Annotated in this window: 13 protein-coding genes; 5 read left to right on the forward strand and 8 right to left on the reverse strand. The window is 65.5% G+C overall.

Annotated elements, in window-relative coordinates:
- Positions 1–5: 5 nt before the first annotated feature.
- Both ACSUZJ_RS20875 and ACSUZJ_RS20880 read right to left on the reverse strand, forming a co-directional pair.
- Positions 6–1,178, reverse strand: coding sequence for a zinc-dependent alcohol dehydrogenase (locus tag ACSUZJ_RS20875; RefSeq protein WP_499411387.1), 1,173 nt, complete (start codon positions 1,176–1,178; stop codon positions 6–8).
- An 18-nt stretch (positions 1,179–1,196) separates the two neighbouring features.
- Positions 1,197–1,940 carry an SRPBCC family protein gene (locus tag ACSUZJ_RS20880; protein WP_499411389.1) on the reverse strand — a complete coding sequence of 248 codons (744 nt, stop codon included), beginning with the start codon at positions 1,938–1,940 and terminating at the stop codon, positions 1,197–1,199.
- 311 nt (positions 1,941–2,251) lie between these two features.
- On the opposite strand from ACSUZJ_RS20880, the gene ACSUZJ_RS20885 reads away from it, so the two are divergent.
- On the forward strand, positions 2,252–5,068 hold the full coding sequence (locus ACSUZJ_RS20885) for an EAL domain-containing protein (RefSeq protein WP_499411391.1): 2,817 nt from the start codon (positions 2,252–2,254) through the stop codon (positions 5,066–5,068).
- Between the two features lie 145 nt (positions 5,069–5,213).
- On the opposite strand, the gene ACSUZJ_RS20890 is transcribed toward ACSUZJ_RS20885, so the two are convergent.
- The 4 genes from ACSUZJ_RS20890 to ACSUZJ_RS20905 form a co-directional block, all read right to left on the reverse strand.
- The gene (locus ACSUZJ_RS20890) at positions 5,214–5,795 is read right to left on the reverse strand and encodes a TerD family protein (RefSeq protein ID WP_499411393.1); all 582 of its coding nucleotides are present in this window, start codon (positions 5,793–5,795) and stop codon (positions 5,214–5,216) included.
- 16 nt (positions 5,796–5,811) lie between these two features.
- The gene (locus ACSUZJ_RS20895; RefSeq protein ID WP_499411395.1) at positions 5,812–6,507 is read right to left on the reverse strand and encodes a TIGR00266 family protein; all 696 of its coding nucleotides are present in this window, start codon (positions 6,505–6,507) and stop codon (positions 5,812–5,814) included.
- A gap of 58 nt (positions 6,508–6,565) precedes the next feature.
- Positions 6,566–7,141 carry a TerD family protein gene (locus ACSUZJ_RS20900; protein WP_499411397.1) on the reverse strand — a complete coding sequence of 192 codons (576 nt, stop codon included), beginning with the start codon at positions 7,139–7,141 and terminating at the stop codon, positions 6,566–6,568.
- Between the two features lie 276 nt (positions 7,142–7,417).
- Positions 7,418–8,485 (reverse strand): DUF475 domain-containing protein, encoded by a 1,068-nt coding sequence (locus tag ACSUZJ_RS20905; protein WP_499411399.1) that lies wholly within the window; start codon positions 8,483–8,485, stop codon positions 7,418–7,420.
- Positions 8,486–8,590: 105 nt separating this feature from the next.
- Here ACSUZJ_RS20905 and nhaR point away from each other — a divergent pair, with 105 nt between their 5' ends.
- The 4 genes from nhaR to ACSUZJ_RS20925 all read left to right on the forward strand — a co-directional run bounded on the left by nhaR (position 8,591) and on the right by ACSUZJ_RS20925 (position 13,402).
- Positions 8,591–9,499 carry a transcriptional activator NhaR gene (nhaR, locus tag ACSUZJ_RS20910; protein ID WP_499411400.1) on the forward strand — a complete coding sequence of 303 codons (909 nt, stop codon included), beginning with the start codon at positions 8,591–8,593 and terminating at the stop codon, positions 9,497–9,499.
- Between the two features lie 46 nt (positions 9,500–9,545).
- On the forward strand, positions 9,546–10,892 hold the full coding sequence (locus tag ACSUZJ_RS20915; protein WP_499411401.1) for a hemolysin family protein: 1,347 nt from the start codon (positions 9,546–9,548) through the stop codon (positions 10,890–10,892).
- 120 nt (positions 10,893–11,012) lie between these two features.
- On the forward strand, positions 11,013–11,822 hold the full coding sequence (locus ACSUZJ_RS20920) for an alpha/beta fold hydrolase (protein WP_499411403.1): 810 nt from the start codon (positions 11,013–11,015) through the stop codon (positions 11,820–11,822).
- The gene (locus tag ACSUZJ_RS20925) at positions 11,819–13,402 is read left to right on the forward strand and encodes a hybrid sensor histidine kinase/response regulator (RefSeq protein WP_499411404.1); all 1,584 of its coding nucleotides are present in this window, start codon (positions 11,819–11,821) and stop codon (positions 13,400–13,402) included. Before ACSUZJ_RS20920 ends, ACSUZJ_RS20925 begins: the two co-directional genes overlap by 4 nt.
- Here ACSUZJ_RS20925 and ACSUZJ_RS20930 read toward each other — a convergent pair.
- Complete coding sequence (locus ACSUZJ_RS20930) at positions 13,399–14,478, reverse strand: AI-2E family transporter (protein WP_499411405.1); 1,080 nt, start codon at positions 14,476–14,478, stop codon at positions 13,399–13,401. The two genes, ACSUZJ_RS20925 and ACSUZJ_RS20930, sit on opposite strands and share 4 nt — an antisense overlap.
- Positions 14,479–14,513: 35 nt before the next feature.
- Positions 14,514–15,101, reverse strand: a complete 588-nt coding sequence (locus ACSUZJ_RS20935) for an SCO family protein (protein ID WP_499411407.1) — start codon at positions 15,099–15,101, stop codon at positions 14,514–14,516.

Here is a 15,101-nt window from a genome sequence, read left to right on the forward strand (position 1 = left end):
GGCCTCTACGGTGCGAACACCGCCCGCACGCAGCCGTCCTTCTTGTGCTTGAACATGTCGTAGCCGAGCGGCCCGTCCTCGAGCGAGAAGCGGTGCGTGGCCAGGTAGGCCGGGTTCAGCTCGCCCTTCTGCGCGTGCGCAAGCAGCCGCTCCATGTAGGCTTGCCCGTGCTGCTGGGCGCTGCGCACCGTCATGCCCTTGTTCATGATGACGCCCATCGGGAACTTGTCGATCAGCCCGTAGACGCCGAGCACCGACAGCGTGCCGCCCTTGCGGCAGGCCATGATGGCTTCGCGCAGCGCCTGGCCGCGGTCGGTCTCCAGGCGCAAAGCCTGCTTCACGAGGTCGTAGGCGTATTGCGGTCCGGTGCCATGCGCTTCCATTCCCACCGCGTCGATGCAGGAATCGGGGCCGCGCCCGCCAGTCATTTCCTTGAGCACGTCCAGGACGCTGTCGACCTGCGTGTAGTCGATCGTCTCGGAGCCGGCGTGCTCGCGCGCCATCTGCAGGCGCTCGGGAAAACGGTCGATCGCGATCACCCGCTCGGCGCCCATCAGCCGCGCGCTCTGCTGCGCCATCAGGCCGACGCCGCCGCAGCCCCAGACCGCGACCGTGTCGCCCGGCTGGATGTTGCAGAAATCGGCGCCCATGTAGCCGGTCGGCGCCGCATCCGAGAGAAACAGCGCGGTCTCGTCCGCCACGCCGTCAGGGACCTTGAAGCAGTCGTTGTCGGCAAACGGTACCCGCACGTATTGCGCGTGCGCGCCGGCGTAGCCGCCGAAGGCGTGGGTGTAGCCGTAGATGCCGGCCGTGGGATAGCCGCCGAGCAGCGGCTCCTGCAGCTCGGGCTTGGGATGGGTGTTGTCGCACAGGGAGTAAAGGGAATGCTGGCAATACCAGCATTGGCCGCACACGATGAAGGAAGGCACGACCACGCGGTCGCCCTTCCCGACGCGCTTCACCGCGGGGCCGACTTCCTCGATCACGCCCATGAACTCGTGGCCGATCACGTCGCCGGCCTTCATGGTCGGGATGTAACCGTCGATGAAGTGCAGGTCCGAGCCGCAGGTTGTCGACAGGCTGACGCGCAGGATGGCGTCGTGGGGGTTCACGATCTCGGGGTCCTTTACCGTGCCGACACGCAGGTCGTTCACGCCGTTCCAGTAGAGTGCGCGCATGTCTGCTCCTCAGTGTGCTCAGTGGGTATCAGCGCGGGCAGCGGGCTGGCGCTCGGTGGTCGGGATCTCGCCGGTTTCGACCAGGTTCTTGAAGCGCCGCAGCGCCGTGTCGGCAACCATGTCCAGGGGGGTGGTTCCGAGGAGTTTGAGGAGCCCTTCGCCGAGCGCGCCAGCGGGCGGGTCGAAGCGAAAGCGCAGGGTGGCCACGGTGCCGCGGCCGGCCGGGGCGGGCTGGAAGCGGACCCATCCTTCGTTCGGGATGGCGGCGTCGGGAAGCGAGCGCCAGCCGATGTCCTCGCCGGGCCGGTCCACCGTCTCGCGATCCACCGTCTCGGTCTCCCATTCCCAGGCGTTACCGAGCGGCCCCTCGACCTTCCAGTGCATGCGGCCCTCGCCGCTGGCACGTACGGTTGCAAAGCCTGCCATGACCTGCGGCAGTGTCTTCGGGTCGAGCCAGTAGTGGCGAAGCTCGTCCGCGGTCTTGCCGATCGTGATCGAGCGTTCCACCTCCGGCTCGCCGCCTGCTTTCTCACGCTCGGTCTGCGCGCTGCGCATTGCACCAACCGCGCCGGCGACAGCGGTGACCGCGAGCGCCGCGGCGCCCTTCCTCCGGCCGCCGAGACCGGCCAGGATGGCTGCGGCGCCGAGCGCGAGGGGAATCCAGCCAAGGTCTTGCACCGTTCCACCGCCCGGGGCATCGGTGGAAGAGCGGCCGTGCCGCGATGACTTGCCCTGTTGCGCACCGACGACGTCGCTTGCCATGATCGATCCTCCCTGCTCACTGCCTGCTCACTGCCTGCTGCGCGGACTCGCCCGTGCGACAGGTACGCTAAGAAATGTTCGGACACCTGGCCCCATTCCGGCATGCGCATGGGTCGCCCCAACGGCGCCGTGGCCTGCATCGGGTAAGGGGCCCACAAGGTATTCGCCTCAGTGTAGACGCCTTCGAAAAGGGTTCAAGCAGGTTTTGGCCAGGTACTTTTCTTCGGGGCAGCCCACACTCCTGAGGAACAGACTCGTGGGCTGGCGGTCTACAATCTACAATGTAGGCGTCATGTCACCATCTGCTTGCCATGCCCCAAGACCCGCGTTCAGACGATCCGCCGGACATCGGCGAGCCCCCAGGCCAGTTCGGTTTCTGGGAAATGGACCTGCGCGACATGGCGCTCACCCTGTCGGATACGACCTGCGCCATCTACGGCCTCGCGCCGGCAGCCTATCGCCTGGACGACTTCCTGCAGCTCGTGCACCCGGACGAGCGGCAGCAGGTGAGCGACACGGTGTACGCGGCGCTGCGCGGCGGGGAGCGGCTCGATATCGGGTACCGGATCGTGCGCCCCACAGGCGAGGAGCGGCACATGCGCGCGCGCGCCGAGCTGCTGCGTGCGGACAACGGCCGCGTGCACTACCTGGGCACGGTCCAGGACGTGACGGAACAGGTGCGGCGCCAGCGCGAAGCCGAACTCAATGCGCGGCTGCTGCAGATGGCAAGCGGCGTCGCGCACTTCGGCGGCTGGACCTATGACACGGCGCAGGGCCGCGTGATCTGGTCCGACGAGGTGTGCCGCATCCACGAGATGCCGGTCGGAACCGCGCCCACGGTCGAGGAAGCGATCGCCTACTTCACGCCGGAATCGCGCGACAGGCTGCGTCCGCTGGTCGAGGCCTGCCTGCGCGACGGCACGCCCTACGACGAAGAGCTGAGGCTCATCACCGCGCGCGGTCGCAACGTGTGGGTGCGCTCGACCGGCGAGCCGGTGCGCGGCGCCGACGGAACGATCACCGGGCTGCAGGGCGCGTTCCAGGACATCAGCGACAGGCGCAAGGCCGAGCAGCAGGCGGCCAGCATGGCCGAGCGGCTGTCGGCCACGCTCGAGTCGATCACCGACGCGTTCTATACCCTCGACCGCGAATGGCGCTTCACCTACCTGAACCGGGAAGCCGAACGGCTGTTCAAGCGCCCGCGCGCCGAGCTGCTCGGCAAGGTGCTGTGGGACGAGTTCAGCGCGCTCAAGGGCGAGATCGGCTACTGCGAATTCCATCGCGCGCTGCGCGAAAACCGCACCGTCGTGTTCGAGGAATACTATGCGCCGCACCAGACGCTGTCCGAGGTGCGCGCCTATCCTTCCGACGAAGGGCTGACCGTCTACTTCCGCGACGTGACCGAGGCGCGCAAGACCGAGGAATCGCTGCGCATCAGCGAGCAACGGTTCCGCACCATCGCCCGTGCCACCACCGACGTGGTCTGGGACTGGAACCTGGAAGACGACACCTTGTGGGCCAGCGACAGCATCGAAGCCGTGTTCGGCTACACGACGCTCGATTTTTCCGGGCCGATCCGCGCATGGTCCGACCATATCCACGCGGACGAGCGGGAACGCGTCGTCAACCACATCAGGTCGGCCATCGAGGGCGGCGGGGACGAGTGGATGGACGAATACCGCTTCCTGCGCAAGGACGGCTCGGTCGCCCTCGTGCTGGACCGCGGTTACATCATCCGCGACGCCGGCGGGCGCGCCACGCGCATGATCGGCGCCATGGTCGACCTGACCGAACGCCGCCAGGCCGAACGCCGGATCGAATACCTGGCCTATTACGACGCGCTGACCCAGCTGCCGAACCGCCAGCTGCTGATGGACCGGCTGCAGCAGGCGCTCGAGCACTGCGCGCAGCATCGCTGCACCAACGCGCTGTTCTTTATTGACCTCGACAATTTCAAGTCGCTCAACGACACCCTCGGACATGCGCTGGGCGACCATTTGCTCAAGCAGGTGGCGCAGCGCCTGAGCGGCTGCGTCAGCCACCGCGACACCATTTCGCGCTTCGGCGGCGACGAGTACGTGGTGCTGCTCGAGGGGATGAGCGCCGACATGGAACAGGCATGCGGCCAGGCGCGGGCGGTGGGCGAGCGCATGCTCATGACGCTGCGCCAGCCGTACAAGCTCGACCAATTCTGCCACCACAGCACGGCAAGCATCGGGATCGTCCTGTTCGGCGACGCCAGGGACGACATCGGCGAGCTGCTCAAGCGCGCGGACATGGCGATGTACGAGGCCAAGGCCGCGGGCCGCAGCACGCTGCGCTTCTTCAACCCGGGCATGCAGGCCGCGCTGTCGGCGCGCATGGCGCTCGAGAACGACCTGCGCCAGGCCTTGCGCGAGTGCGAACGCGAGTTCGACCTGCAGTACCAGCCGCAGATCGACCGCCACGGCCGGGTCAGCGGCGTCGAAGCACTGGTGCGCTGGCGTCATCCGGTGCGCGGCCTGGTCTCGCCGGTCGAGTTCATCCCGCTTGCCGAGGAAACCGGGCTGGTGCTGGGGCTCGGGCAGTGGGTGCTGAAGAAGGCCTGCGAGCAGTTGCTGGCCTGGGCGGCCAGCCCGGCGACCGCGCAGATCGAGATCGCGGTCAACGTCAGCGCGCGCCAGTTCCACCATCCGCAGTTCGTTGCCCAGGTGCTGGAGCTGGTGGCGGCGGCCGGGATCGATGCGCGCCTGCTCAAGCTCGAACTGACCGAGACCTCGCTGCTGGAGAACGTCGACGACACGATCGCCAAGATGAATGCGCTCAGGACGCACGGCGTGAGCTTCGCGCTGGACGACTTCGGCACCGGCTATTCCTCGCTCGCCTACCTCAGGCAGCTGCCGCTGGACATGCTCAAGATCGACCGCTCCTTCGTGCTCGATCTCCTGACCAACCAGAACGACGCGGTGATCGCCCGCACGATCATCGCGCTGGGACGCAGCCTGGGCCTGCGGGTGCTGGCCGAAGGCGTCGAAACGGTCGCCCAGCGCGACTTCCTGTTCGAGCACGGCTGCGACGCCTACCAGGGCTACCTGTGCGCCCGGGCATTGCCGGCCGACGCCGCGGCCTCGGTCGTCTGCAAGCCATGACCGGGCCTTGCCGCTAGCCGCCGTTCGCTGAATGACGGCAAGGTCGGCCAGGGTTCACAACCCAGAAATAAAAAATGCCGTTCAGGCGAGGCTGAACGGCATCGGGGCTCAAGGCCCGGTTTTACTTATGCTGCGATCGACGCGATCACAGGTGCGGCGTGATTGCCGGCATCAGGTCGTCGAAGGTGCGGCCGCTGGCGTTTTCGCCGATGGCGTGCATCTTCCACTCGCCGTTGTGGCGGTACAGCTTGGCCATCACCTGGGCGGTATGGGCGCCCTGCACCGACAGGTCGTAGCGCGCCACTTCCTTGTTGCCGTTGGCGTCGAGCAGGCGGCAGTAGGCGTTTTGCACTTGCGAGAAGTTCTGGCCGGTGAAGCTGTTCACGGTGAACACCAGCGACTTCACGTTGGCCGGGACGCTGTTCAGGTCGACGTTGATCTGCTCGTCGTCGCCGTCGCCCGCACCGGTGCGGTTGTCGCCGGTGTGGACGACGCTGCCGTCCTTGCTCTTGAGCTGGCGGAACCAGACCACGTCCACCGGACGATTCGACTCGTCGAACATCACGACCGAGGCGTCGAGGTCGACGCTTTCGGTCTTGCCGCCGAAGCCGAAGAAGCCCTTCGACTTGATGGCGTCCCAGCCCAGGCCCATGGTGACACGGCTGAGCGAACCGCCGCCCTCTTTCGAAAGCGAAATCTTCTGGCCTTTTTGCAGATTGACTGACATTGCTTATCTCCTCGTTTTAGCGCGCGGGCGCCTGCATCCAGGCCTTGAAGGCGGCGCGGTTACGCGAACACACGTAGACCTTGCCGCGGCCGGAAAAGCGCAGGACCATGCCCTCGCCGCTGGTTTGGCTGTTGATCAGGTTACCCAGGAAGCCGCCACTGGTGCCGGTCGTGATCGAGATCTCGTACTGCAGCGTGCTGTCCCAGCACACGACGTGCGAGTTGTCGATGATCGCGTCCTTGCCCGGCTCCACCTCCAGCATCGACATCGAGCCGAATCCCGACACCACCACCTGGCCCTGCCCCGTCGTCTCGGTCACAAAAAAGCCGCCGCTGTTGGCGAACAGCGCGTTGCCGATGCTCTGGGTGCGCACTTTCAGGTCCACGCCCGAGCTGGCGGCAACGAAGGCGCCGTCGCTGATGATGTACTGGTTCGGACCGCAGTCGACGATCTGCATCGCGCCCGGCAGGGTCGGCGACAGCAGGCAGTCGCCGTCGCCGCGCGCCGCTTCGATGTGCTGCTGGAAGAACGATTCGCCGTTGGCGAAGGTGCGCATCAGCGCGCTGCCGAGCCCGCCCTTCATCTTGCCTTTCAGGTCGAGCGTCGATTCCATCATCACCATTGCGTCGGATTCGCAATAGATGGTCTCGCCCTTCCTCATCGACACGTGCAGGAAGGGATCGACATCTCCGGTCACGGTAAAAGTTGGCATTTTCTTTTGGCTTCCTATTAAAAGCGGCCCCGGTCATGGGGACCGCGAACCTTGATGTTTAAACGTTGACGCCGTAGTTCTTGGCGAGTGGGCCCAGGCCGCCCTGGAAGCCCTGGCCAATGGCGCGGAACTTCCAGTCGGCGCCATTACGATACACCTCGCCGAAGATCATCGCCGCTTCGGTCGAGCCGTCTTCCGACAGGTCGTAGCGGGCGATCTCCGCGTCGCCGTTGGCGTTGACGCAGCGGATGAAGGCCTTGCCGACCATGCCGAAGTTCTGGCGGCGGGTCTCGGCGTCGTGGATGGTCACGGCCAGCACGATCTTGTCGACGTCGGCAGGGACTTTCGTCAGGTCGATCGCCACGACTTCGTCGTCGCCCGCGCCTTCGCCGGTCTTGTTGTCGCCCGAGTGGACGACCGAGCCGTCGGCCGACTTCAGGTTATTGTAGAAGATGAAGTCGGCGTCCGAACGCACCTTGCCGGACGAGTTCAGCATAAAGACTGCGCCGTCGAGGTCGAATGCTGCGCCGTCGGTGGCGCGGGTATCCCAGCCGAGGCCGACCTTCAGGTTGGTCAGGCCAGGCGCTTCTTTCGACAGGTTGACGTTACCGCCTTTTTGCAGACTGATTGCCATGATGTGTTTCTCCTAAAGTTAAGGACTTCTTGTGAACACCGGGGTTTAACGCGCAGCGAGCTGGTGTTCTGCCACTCGCCGGGCGGTTCCTTGTGCGGGGCGCCCGTGTTTCGGGCGCTCTCGCGTTGTCTTGTAACTCTGTTCTGCCGGGGAGACAGCGTGGACACAGGTGTCCACCCTACAAGTGCCGGGTTTCGTAGGGTGGACACCTGTGTCCACGCGGTACAACGTTTCCCCATTGAGGCGGTGGCATCCATCGCCACCGCCCGTACTCCATTACGCCAGCTGCTTCTCTTCAGCCGCGGCCAGCGCAGCATGCTTCTTCTTGTACTGGATCGACGACCACAGCGAAGCCGCGATGAACGCCACACCCGTCAGGCCGGTGATCAGCTCAGGCACATGGACATGCATACTTGCCAGCATGATCACAGCCAGGATACCGATCGCGTAGTGCGCGCCATGCTCCAGGTAGACGAACTCGTCCAGCGTGCCTTTCTTGACCAGGAAGACCGTCATCGAACGCACGAACATTGCACCGATCGCCAGGCCCAGCATGATGATCACGACATCCGAGGTGATCGCAAAGGCGCCGATCACGCCGTCGAAGCTGAACGATGCGTCGAGCACTTCGAGGTAGAGGAAGCCGCCGATACCGCCGCGCTTGACCATCTCGCCCACGTTGCTGTTCTCATCCGACTCGCTCTTCTCCAGCAGGCTGCTGATCATGTCCACGCCGACGTAGACCAGGATGCCCCAGATACCGGCGACCAGAACAATCATCCTTTGGCCAGCGTCAACGAAGGTCGATGCGAACAGCAGGGCCGCGAGCGACACCATCACCGAGATCGAGGACACCTTGCCCAGCGAACCGAGCTTCTTCTCGAAGTTGCCCAGCCAGTGGGTTTCCTTCTCATCGTCCAGCAGGAAGTTCAGGAAGACCAGCAGCAGGAACATGCCGCCAAAGGCCGCCACTTCCGCATGGTGCGCCGTCAGGTGACCCGAGAACGACTTCGGATCGGAGAGCGCCAGGTTCCAGACTTCGGTCAGTCCCAGGTCGGCCGCCACCGCGACGATCACGATCGGAAACACCAGTCGCATGCCGAACACGGCGATGATCATGCCCAGGCCGAGGAACAGCTTCAGCCAGAATTCATCCCAGCCTTTCAGGACCGAGGCATTCACCACGGCGTTGTCGAACGAGAGCGAGACCTCCATGATGGACAGGATGGTCGCGACACCGATCGCGGTCAGCGCGCCGGACACGCCGCCGTGTTCGTAACCCCACCAGCCGGCCAGGCCCAGACAGATGATGGTGACGAGGAAAGATCCTCTGAAGTGCTTCATGTTGTTATCCCTTCTATGTGAAAGTTGATAGAACGCAGTGTAGGGCTAGCGGAACCATAGAAAAAGCGAAGATAATCGAAGCATTACTTCGAAAAAACGGAAGATATGAAACACGCGATCACGAATTTCCGTCATCTGCACTATTTCTGGGTCGTCGCCAAGGAGGGCAGCATCACGCGTGCGGCCGAGCGCCTGGGCCTGGCGGTGCAGACCGTCAGCAGCCAGATCACGCTGCTTGAGCAATCCGTGGGCAAGGCCTTGTTCACCCAGCAGGGCCGGCGCCTGACGCTGACCGAGGCCGGCCGTTTGGCCTTGACGTTTGCCGACCAGATATTCCTGCTGGGCGAGCAGATGCAGGAAGCGCTCGACCAGGCCGGCAACATGCGCACCCGCCTGACGGTCGGCATCTCGGATTCATTACCCAAGCTCACCGCCTACCGCCTGCTGGAAGTGACGACGCAGCTGGCCACGCCGGTGCGCCTGGTCTGCTTCGAGGACCAGCACGAGGCCCTGCTCGCCGACCTCGCCCTGCACAAGCTCGACGTGGTGCTGAGCGACCACACCCTGGCCACCGGCAGCACCCTGCGCGTGTTCAGTCACCTGCTGTTCGAAAGCGAAATGCTGGTGGTCGGCAGCCATGCACTGGTCGAGCAATGGGGCAAAGATTTCCCGAAGGGATTGAACAGGGCGCCGTTTTTGCTGCCTGCGCGCAATAATGCATTAAGAGCAAAAATCGACGACTGGCTCGAGGTGCACGGGGTGCATCCGGACGTGGTCGGCGAATTCGAGGACAACGCCCTGCTCAACACCTTCGGACGGCGCGGCCTGGGGCTGTTCTTCGCGCCGGCGGCACTGGCCGCCGACCTGGCCGAGCAGCTGCAGGCCGAGGTCGTGGGCCGCGTGCCCGAGGTGCGCGAGCAGTTCTATGCGATCTCGAACGAGCGCAAGATCCAGCATCCGGCGGTTGAAGCGATCCTGGCCGCGGTGCATGATGGAATGCTCGGCGCCGCTTGAGTTGTACAATGCTTATCGGCTACGCCTTTATCAACTCATCTTTTATATGGAAAATCTTTTATTTGTCGTTCTCGCGCTCTTTCTTGTTGCACTGAACGGCTTCTTCGTGGCGGCGGAATTCGGCATCGTCACGCTGCGTAAAACCCGTGTCCGCGCCATTGCCAAGACCTCCGGCCTGCGCGGACGCATCCTGGCCAAGGTCCATGGCCAGCTCGACGCCTACCTGTCGGCCTGCCAGCTCGGCATCACCCTCGCCTCGCTCGGCCTGGGCTGGGTCGGCGAACCGGCTTTCGCCAGCCTGCTCGAGCCCCTCTTCGCCCTGCTTGGGGTCACCTCGGAACAGGTAATCCATGGCGTTTCCTTCGTGGTCGCGTTCAGCGTCATCTCTTTCCTGCACATCGTGGTCGGCGAACTGGCGCCCAAGTCGCTCGCGATCCGCATTCCCGAGTCGGTGGCGATGTGGTGCGCCCTGCCCCTGTACGGTTTCTACTGGGCGATGTACCCCTTCATCGCCGTGCTCAACGCCAGCGCCAACATGGTGCTGCGCGTGGCCGGCCTGTCCGGCGCCGGCAGCCACGACACCCATTACTCGACCGAGGAACTGAAGCTCATCCTGCGCACCAACACCAGCACCGGCAAGGAAAAGTTCACCCACGACGAGCGCCACATCCTGGCCCAGTCGCTGGAGTTCGCGGACATGGCCGTATCCGACCTGATGCGCCCGATTAACGAGGTGATCGCGCTGCACGAAGACCTGCCGATCGAGGAAAACCTCGACACGGTGCGCCGCAACCGCTTCTCGCGCTACCCCTATTTCGACGCCGAAGGCGAAGAAGTGCTGGGCGTGATCCACCTGAAAGACCTGTTCTTCGCCCTGCAGTCGGGCAAGGACATCAGCGACCTCTCGCAATTCCTGCGTCCGGTCGAAACGATTTCCGCGCGCACCCCGGCCCAGGACATCTTCCGGCGCTTCCGCACCGGCGCCCCGCACTTCGCCCTGATCGGCGAAAAGGGCAAGCGCCCGGTCGGCTTCATCACGCTCGACAACCTGCTCGGCGCCATGGTCGGCGAGATCCGCGACGAGTTCCGCATGAACGAGAACGATTGGCTGCCCCAGGCCGACGGCACCTGGATCGGCAAGGCCAGCCTGCCGATCTTCTCGCTCGAACGCCTGCTCGGCATCGACATCGACAACGAGGAAATGGGCCTGGACGACGTTGAATCGGTCGGCGGCCTGCTGATGGCGAAACTGGGCGACATCCCGAAGCAGGGCCAGCGCATCGAGTTTCCGAAGTTCGACGTGGTGGTCAAGAAGACCAACGGCCCGCGCATCCTGCTGGTGAAGGTGATCCCCCAGCTCGAACGCGGCGGGGACGAGGACGAGCTGGGCTGACTGAGGGGCTGACCTCGCCCAATTCAAACCGGGCTGCTTATTTCGCCGGAAAACGTTCAGCAGCCCGGCCACGACGCTATAATCTGTTTCATTGAACGCTGGCAAATGCCCGGAGAGTCCATGAGTGTGCGCCACCGCAACAATGTCTCCGTCTACGGGAGCGGCCCGACCACCGTCGTATTCGCCCACGGCTTCGGCTGCGACCAGGCCGTGTGGCGCTTCATCTCTCCCGCCTTCGAGGAACGCTACCGCATCCTCGCCTTCGACCTGGTCGGCAGCGGCGGCTCCGATCTCGCCGCCTACGACCGCGGCCGCTACGGCAGCCTGCAAGGCTATGCCGACGACCTGCTGGACATCCTCGACGAGTGCGCCGACGGCCCGGTGATCCACATCGGTCATTCGGTCAGCGCCATGATCGGCATGCTGGCGGGCATCAAGGCGCCGCAACGCTTCCTGGCCCAGGTCATGCTGGCGCCCTCGCCCTGCTACATCAACGAGGACGGCTACGTCGGCGGCTTCACCCGCGGCGACATCGACGAGCTGCTCGAAACCATGGACGCGAACTACCTCGGCTGGTCGAGCAATGTTGCGCCCATCATCATGGGGGCGCCGAACGCGCCCCACCTGGCGGCCGAGCTGACCCGCAACTTCTGCCGCAACGACCCCGACATCGCACGTCACTTCGCCCGCGTCACTTTTCTGTCGGACCACCGCGCCGACCTGCCGCGCGTGAACGTGCCGACCCTGATCGTGCAATGCAGCGACGACCTGATCGCCCCGCGCGAGGTCGGCGACTACCTGCACCGCCACATCGCGGGCAGCCGCCTGCACGTGTTGCCCAACATCGGCCATTGCCCGCACATGAGCTCGCCCGAGGAAAGCGCATGCGCCGTGCTGGCCTTCCTCGACGCGCTGGAGGAGCACAGTTGAGCCTGCCGGACGACGCTACGCTCTACCAGCAGGCCCCCTGCGGGCTGCTGGTGACCGACGCGGCCGGCCTGATCCTGCGCGTCAACGCCACCCTGTGCCGCTGGCTCGGCTACTCGCAGGCGGCGCTGGTGGGCAAGGTGCGCATCCAGGACCGGCTGCCGGTGGGCGCGCGCATCTTCCACCAGACCCATTGCCTGCCCATCCTGCAGGTGCAGGGCTCGGTCGGCCAGCTGCAGATGGAAATCCGCGACAGCGGCGGCCAGCGCATGCCGGTGCTGGTCAACATCGTGCGGCGCCCGGTCGACGGGCAGATCTTCGACGAATGGTCGCTGGCGGCCATGAACGAGCGCCGCTCCTACGAGCGCGAACTGCTGGCCGCGCGCAAGACCGCCGAGCAGGCGCTCGAGGCGCGGCTGGAAGCGGAAACCCAGTTGCGCGACCTGAACGAGGAACTGTCGGACGCCGACCGCCGCAAGGACGAATTCCTTGCCACCCTGTCGCACGAGCTGCGCAACCCGCTGGCGCCGATGCGCGGCGCGCTCGAAGTGCTCAAGCTCGACAGGGCGCGCCCTGCCCGGGAAAGCAAGCTGCTCGACGTCTTCGACCGCCAGCTGGCCCACCTGACCCACCTGGTCGACGACCTGATGGAAATGTCGCGCATCACCCAGAACCGCATGGAACTGCGGCGCGAGCCGGTGGCGCTGACCGAGATCCTCGATAGCGCCGTGGAGGACGTGGCTGCAATGATGCGCGCCGCGCGTCATGAATTCACGCTGGAGAACGAGGCGCCCGGTGCAGTGGTCGACGCCGACCCGACGCGCCTGGTGCAGGTGCTGGTCAACCTGCTGACGAATGCCTGCAAGTACACCCCGGACGGCGGCGCCATCGGCCTGCGCCTGCGCGCCGATGGCGAGCAGGCCGTGATCGAGGTGCGCGACAACGGCATCGGGATTCCGCACGATGCGCTGGGCGCCATCTTCGGCATGTTCTCGCAGCTGGAACCGGCGCTGCGCCGCGCGAAAGGCGGGCTCGGCATCGGCCTGGCCCTGGTACGCGGCATCGTCGCGCTGCATGGCGGCAGCGTCGAGGCCGAGAGCGCGGGCGTGGGCCACGGCAGCACCTTCACCGTGCGCCTGCCGCTCGCGCCCGTGCAGGGCATGCCGGAGGAGCGGGCCAGGCCGAAAGACGCAGTCGCGCCCAACAGCGTGCTGGTGGTCGACGACAACGTCGATGCCGCCGAGATGCTGGCGATGTTCCTCCAGATGAGCGGCTGTGCCGCGCGCACCGTGCACACGGGGGAGGCCGCGCTGGCGCTGCTGGAACAATTCCGGCCGCAGGTGGCGCTGCTCGACATCGGCCTGCCCGACCTGACCGGTTACGAACTGGCGCGCCGTATCCGCGCGCTGCCGGGCGGCGGCGACATCCTGCTCGTTGCCGCCACCGGCTGGGGCCAGGAAAACGACCGCCAGCTGGCCTTCGAGGCCGGCTTCGACCACCACCTCACCAAGCCGATCGACTTCGAACGCCTGCGCGCGATCCTGGCCGAACCGCGCCGCACGGACCGGCAAAACGCGATTTAACGCTCCGTCGCTTCCTCGTTATTCTGGCGCGCGATGGGGTCGCGCGTGCCGGTCCAGTCGCTCATCAGGGAGTAGCCCACGGCCAGCAGCACCGGGCCGATGAACATGCCCACGAAGCCGAAGGCGATCACGCCGCCCAGCACGCCCAGCAGGGTGAGCAGGAAAGGCAGGCTGGTGCCGCGGCTGATCAGCATCGGACGCACGACGTTGTCGACGCCGCTGATCAGGACCGTGCCCCAGATCACCATGAAGATGCCCCAGCCGGTCTCGCCCTGGAAGAACAGCCAGACCGAAGCGGCGCCCCAGACCAGGGGCGGTCCGACCGGGATCAGGGACAGCACGAACACCAGCACCGACAGCAGCGGCACCGCCGGCACCCCGGCGATGAAAAAGCCGATCGCCGCCACCAGGGCCTGGGCCAGGGCGGTGCCGAGCAGGCCGTACATGACGCTGCGCACGGTCTGGCTGACGGTGTCGGACACGGATTCGGCGCCCTCGCCCATCACCTTGGCCATCGCGACGGCGATCACGGTGGTCAAGGCCTTGCCGTCGCGGTAGAGGAAGAAGCTGACGAAGGCGGCCAGGCTCATCTGCACCACACCGGTGCCGAGCATGATGCCGCCGGCCATCAGCCAGTGCCGCGCCGGCTCGATCATGCGCTGGGCCAGGGCCAGCATCTGCTCGCGGCTGGCGACGAGCTGGCGCAGGTAGGTGTCGATGGTTTCGCCCAGAAAAGGCAGCTCGCGGATCCATGCCGGGGGCAACAGTTCACCGTGCTCGAGCGCGTAGCGCATCTGGCCAAAGGTGGTGGCGACGTCGTCGGCCAGGTTGTAGGCGACGATGGCCAGCGGGATGATGACCAGCAGGGTCAGGGACAAGGTCATCGTCAGCGCCGCCGGCGTGCGCCGCCCGTGCATTGCCGTGAGCAGGCGCAGGTAGAGCGGCCAGGAAGAGATGACGACGGCGGCGGCGAACAGGATCGCCGGCAGGAAGGGCTTCAGGACATACAGGCAGCCCAGCGTGAGCAGGACGACGGTGGCAATGCGGGTGTAGTTCCTGCCGGGGCGTGGTTCCATGCCGTCCCTGAAATGATGGTGTTTACACCATCACATCATAGCAGCTGGCGCAGGTCGTGGACGATCGGGGCCGGCCCGCCGCCGTGGCGGATGAAGAGGCGCAGCTTGCCTTCCTTGTCGAAGACGTAGCTGCCGGCGGTGTGGTCGACCGTGTAGTTGTCCGCGGTACTGCCCGGCACTTTCGAGACGAACACCTTGAATTCCTTGGCGGTCTGCGCGGTCTGCTCGGGGGTGCCGCGCAGGCCGATGAAGGACGGATGGAAGGCCGGCACGTAGTGTGCCAGCACGTCCTGGGTGTCCCGCTCGGGGTCGAGGGTGACGAACAGGACCTGCACGTCCTTGGCCGACGGACCCAGTTCTTTCATGACGGCGGCCATCTCGGCCATCGTGGTCGGGCAGACGTCGGGGCACTGGGTATAGCCGAAGAACAGCACCACCAGCTTGCCGCGGAAGTCGGCCAGGGTGCGCGGCTTGCCGGTGTGATCCGTCAGCGAGAACCCCTTGGCGTAGTCGAGCCCGGTCAAATCCGTGTTCTGGAAAACGGCCGGGCGCGAAGACAGCTTGTCGCAGCCGGCGGCCAGCAGCGCGGTGGCGAGCATCGCGGCAGTCAGGAGTTTTTTCAT

Source organism: Telluria sp. B2 (assembly GCF_051789535.1).
Taxonomy (GTDB): domain Bacteria; phylum Pseudomonadota; class Gammaproteobacteria; order Burkholderiales; family Burkholderiaceae_D; genus Telluria.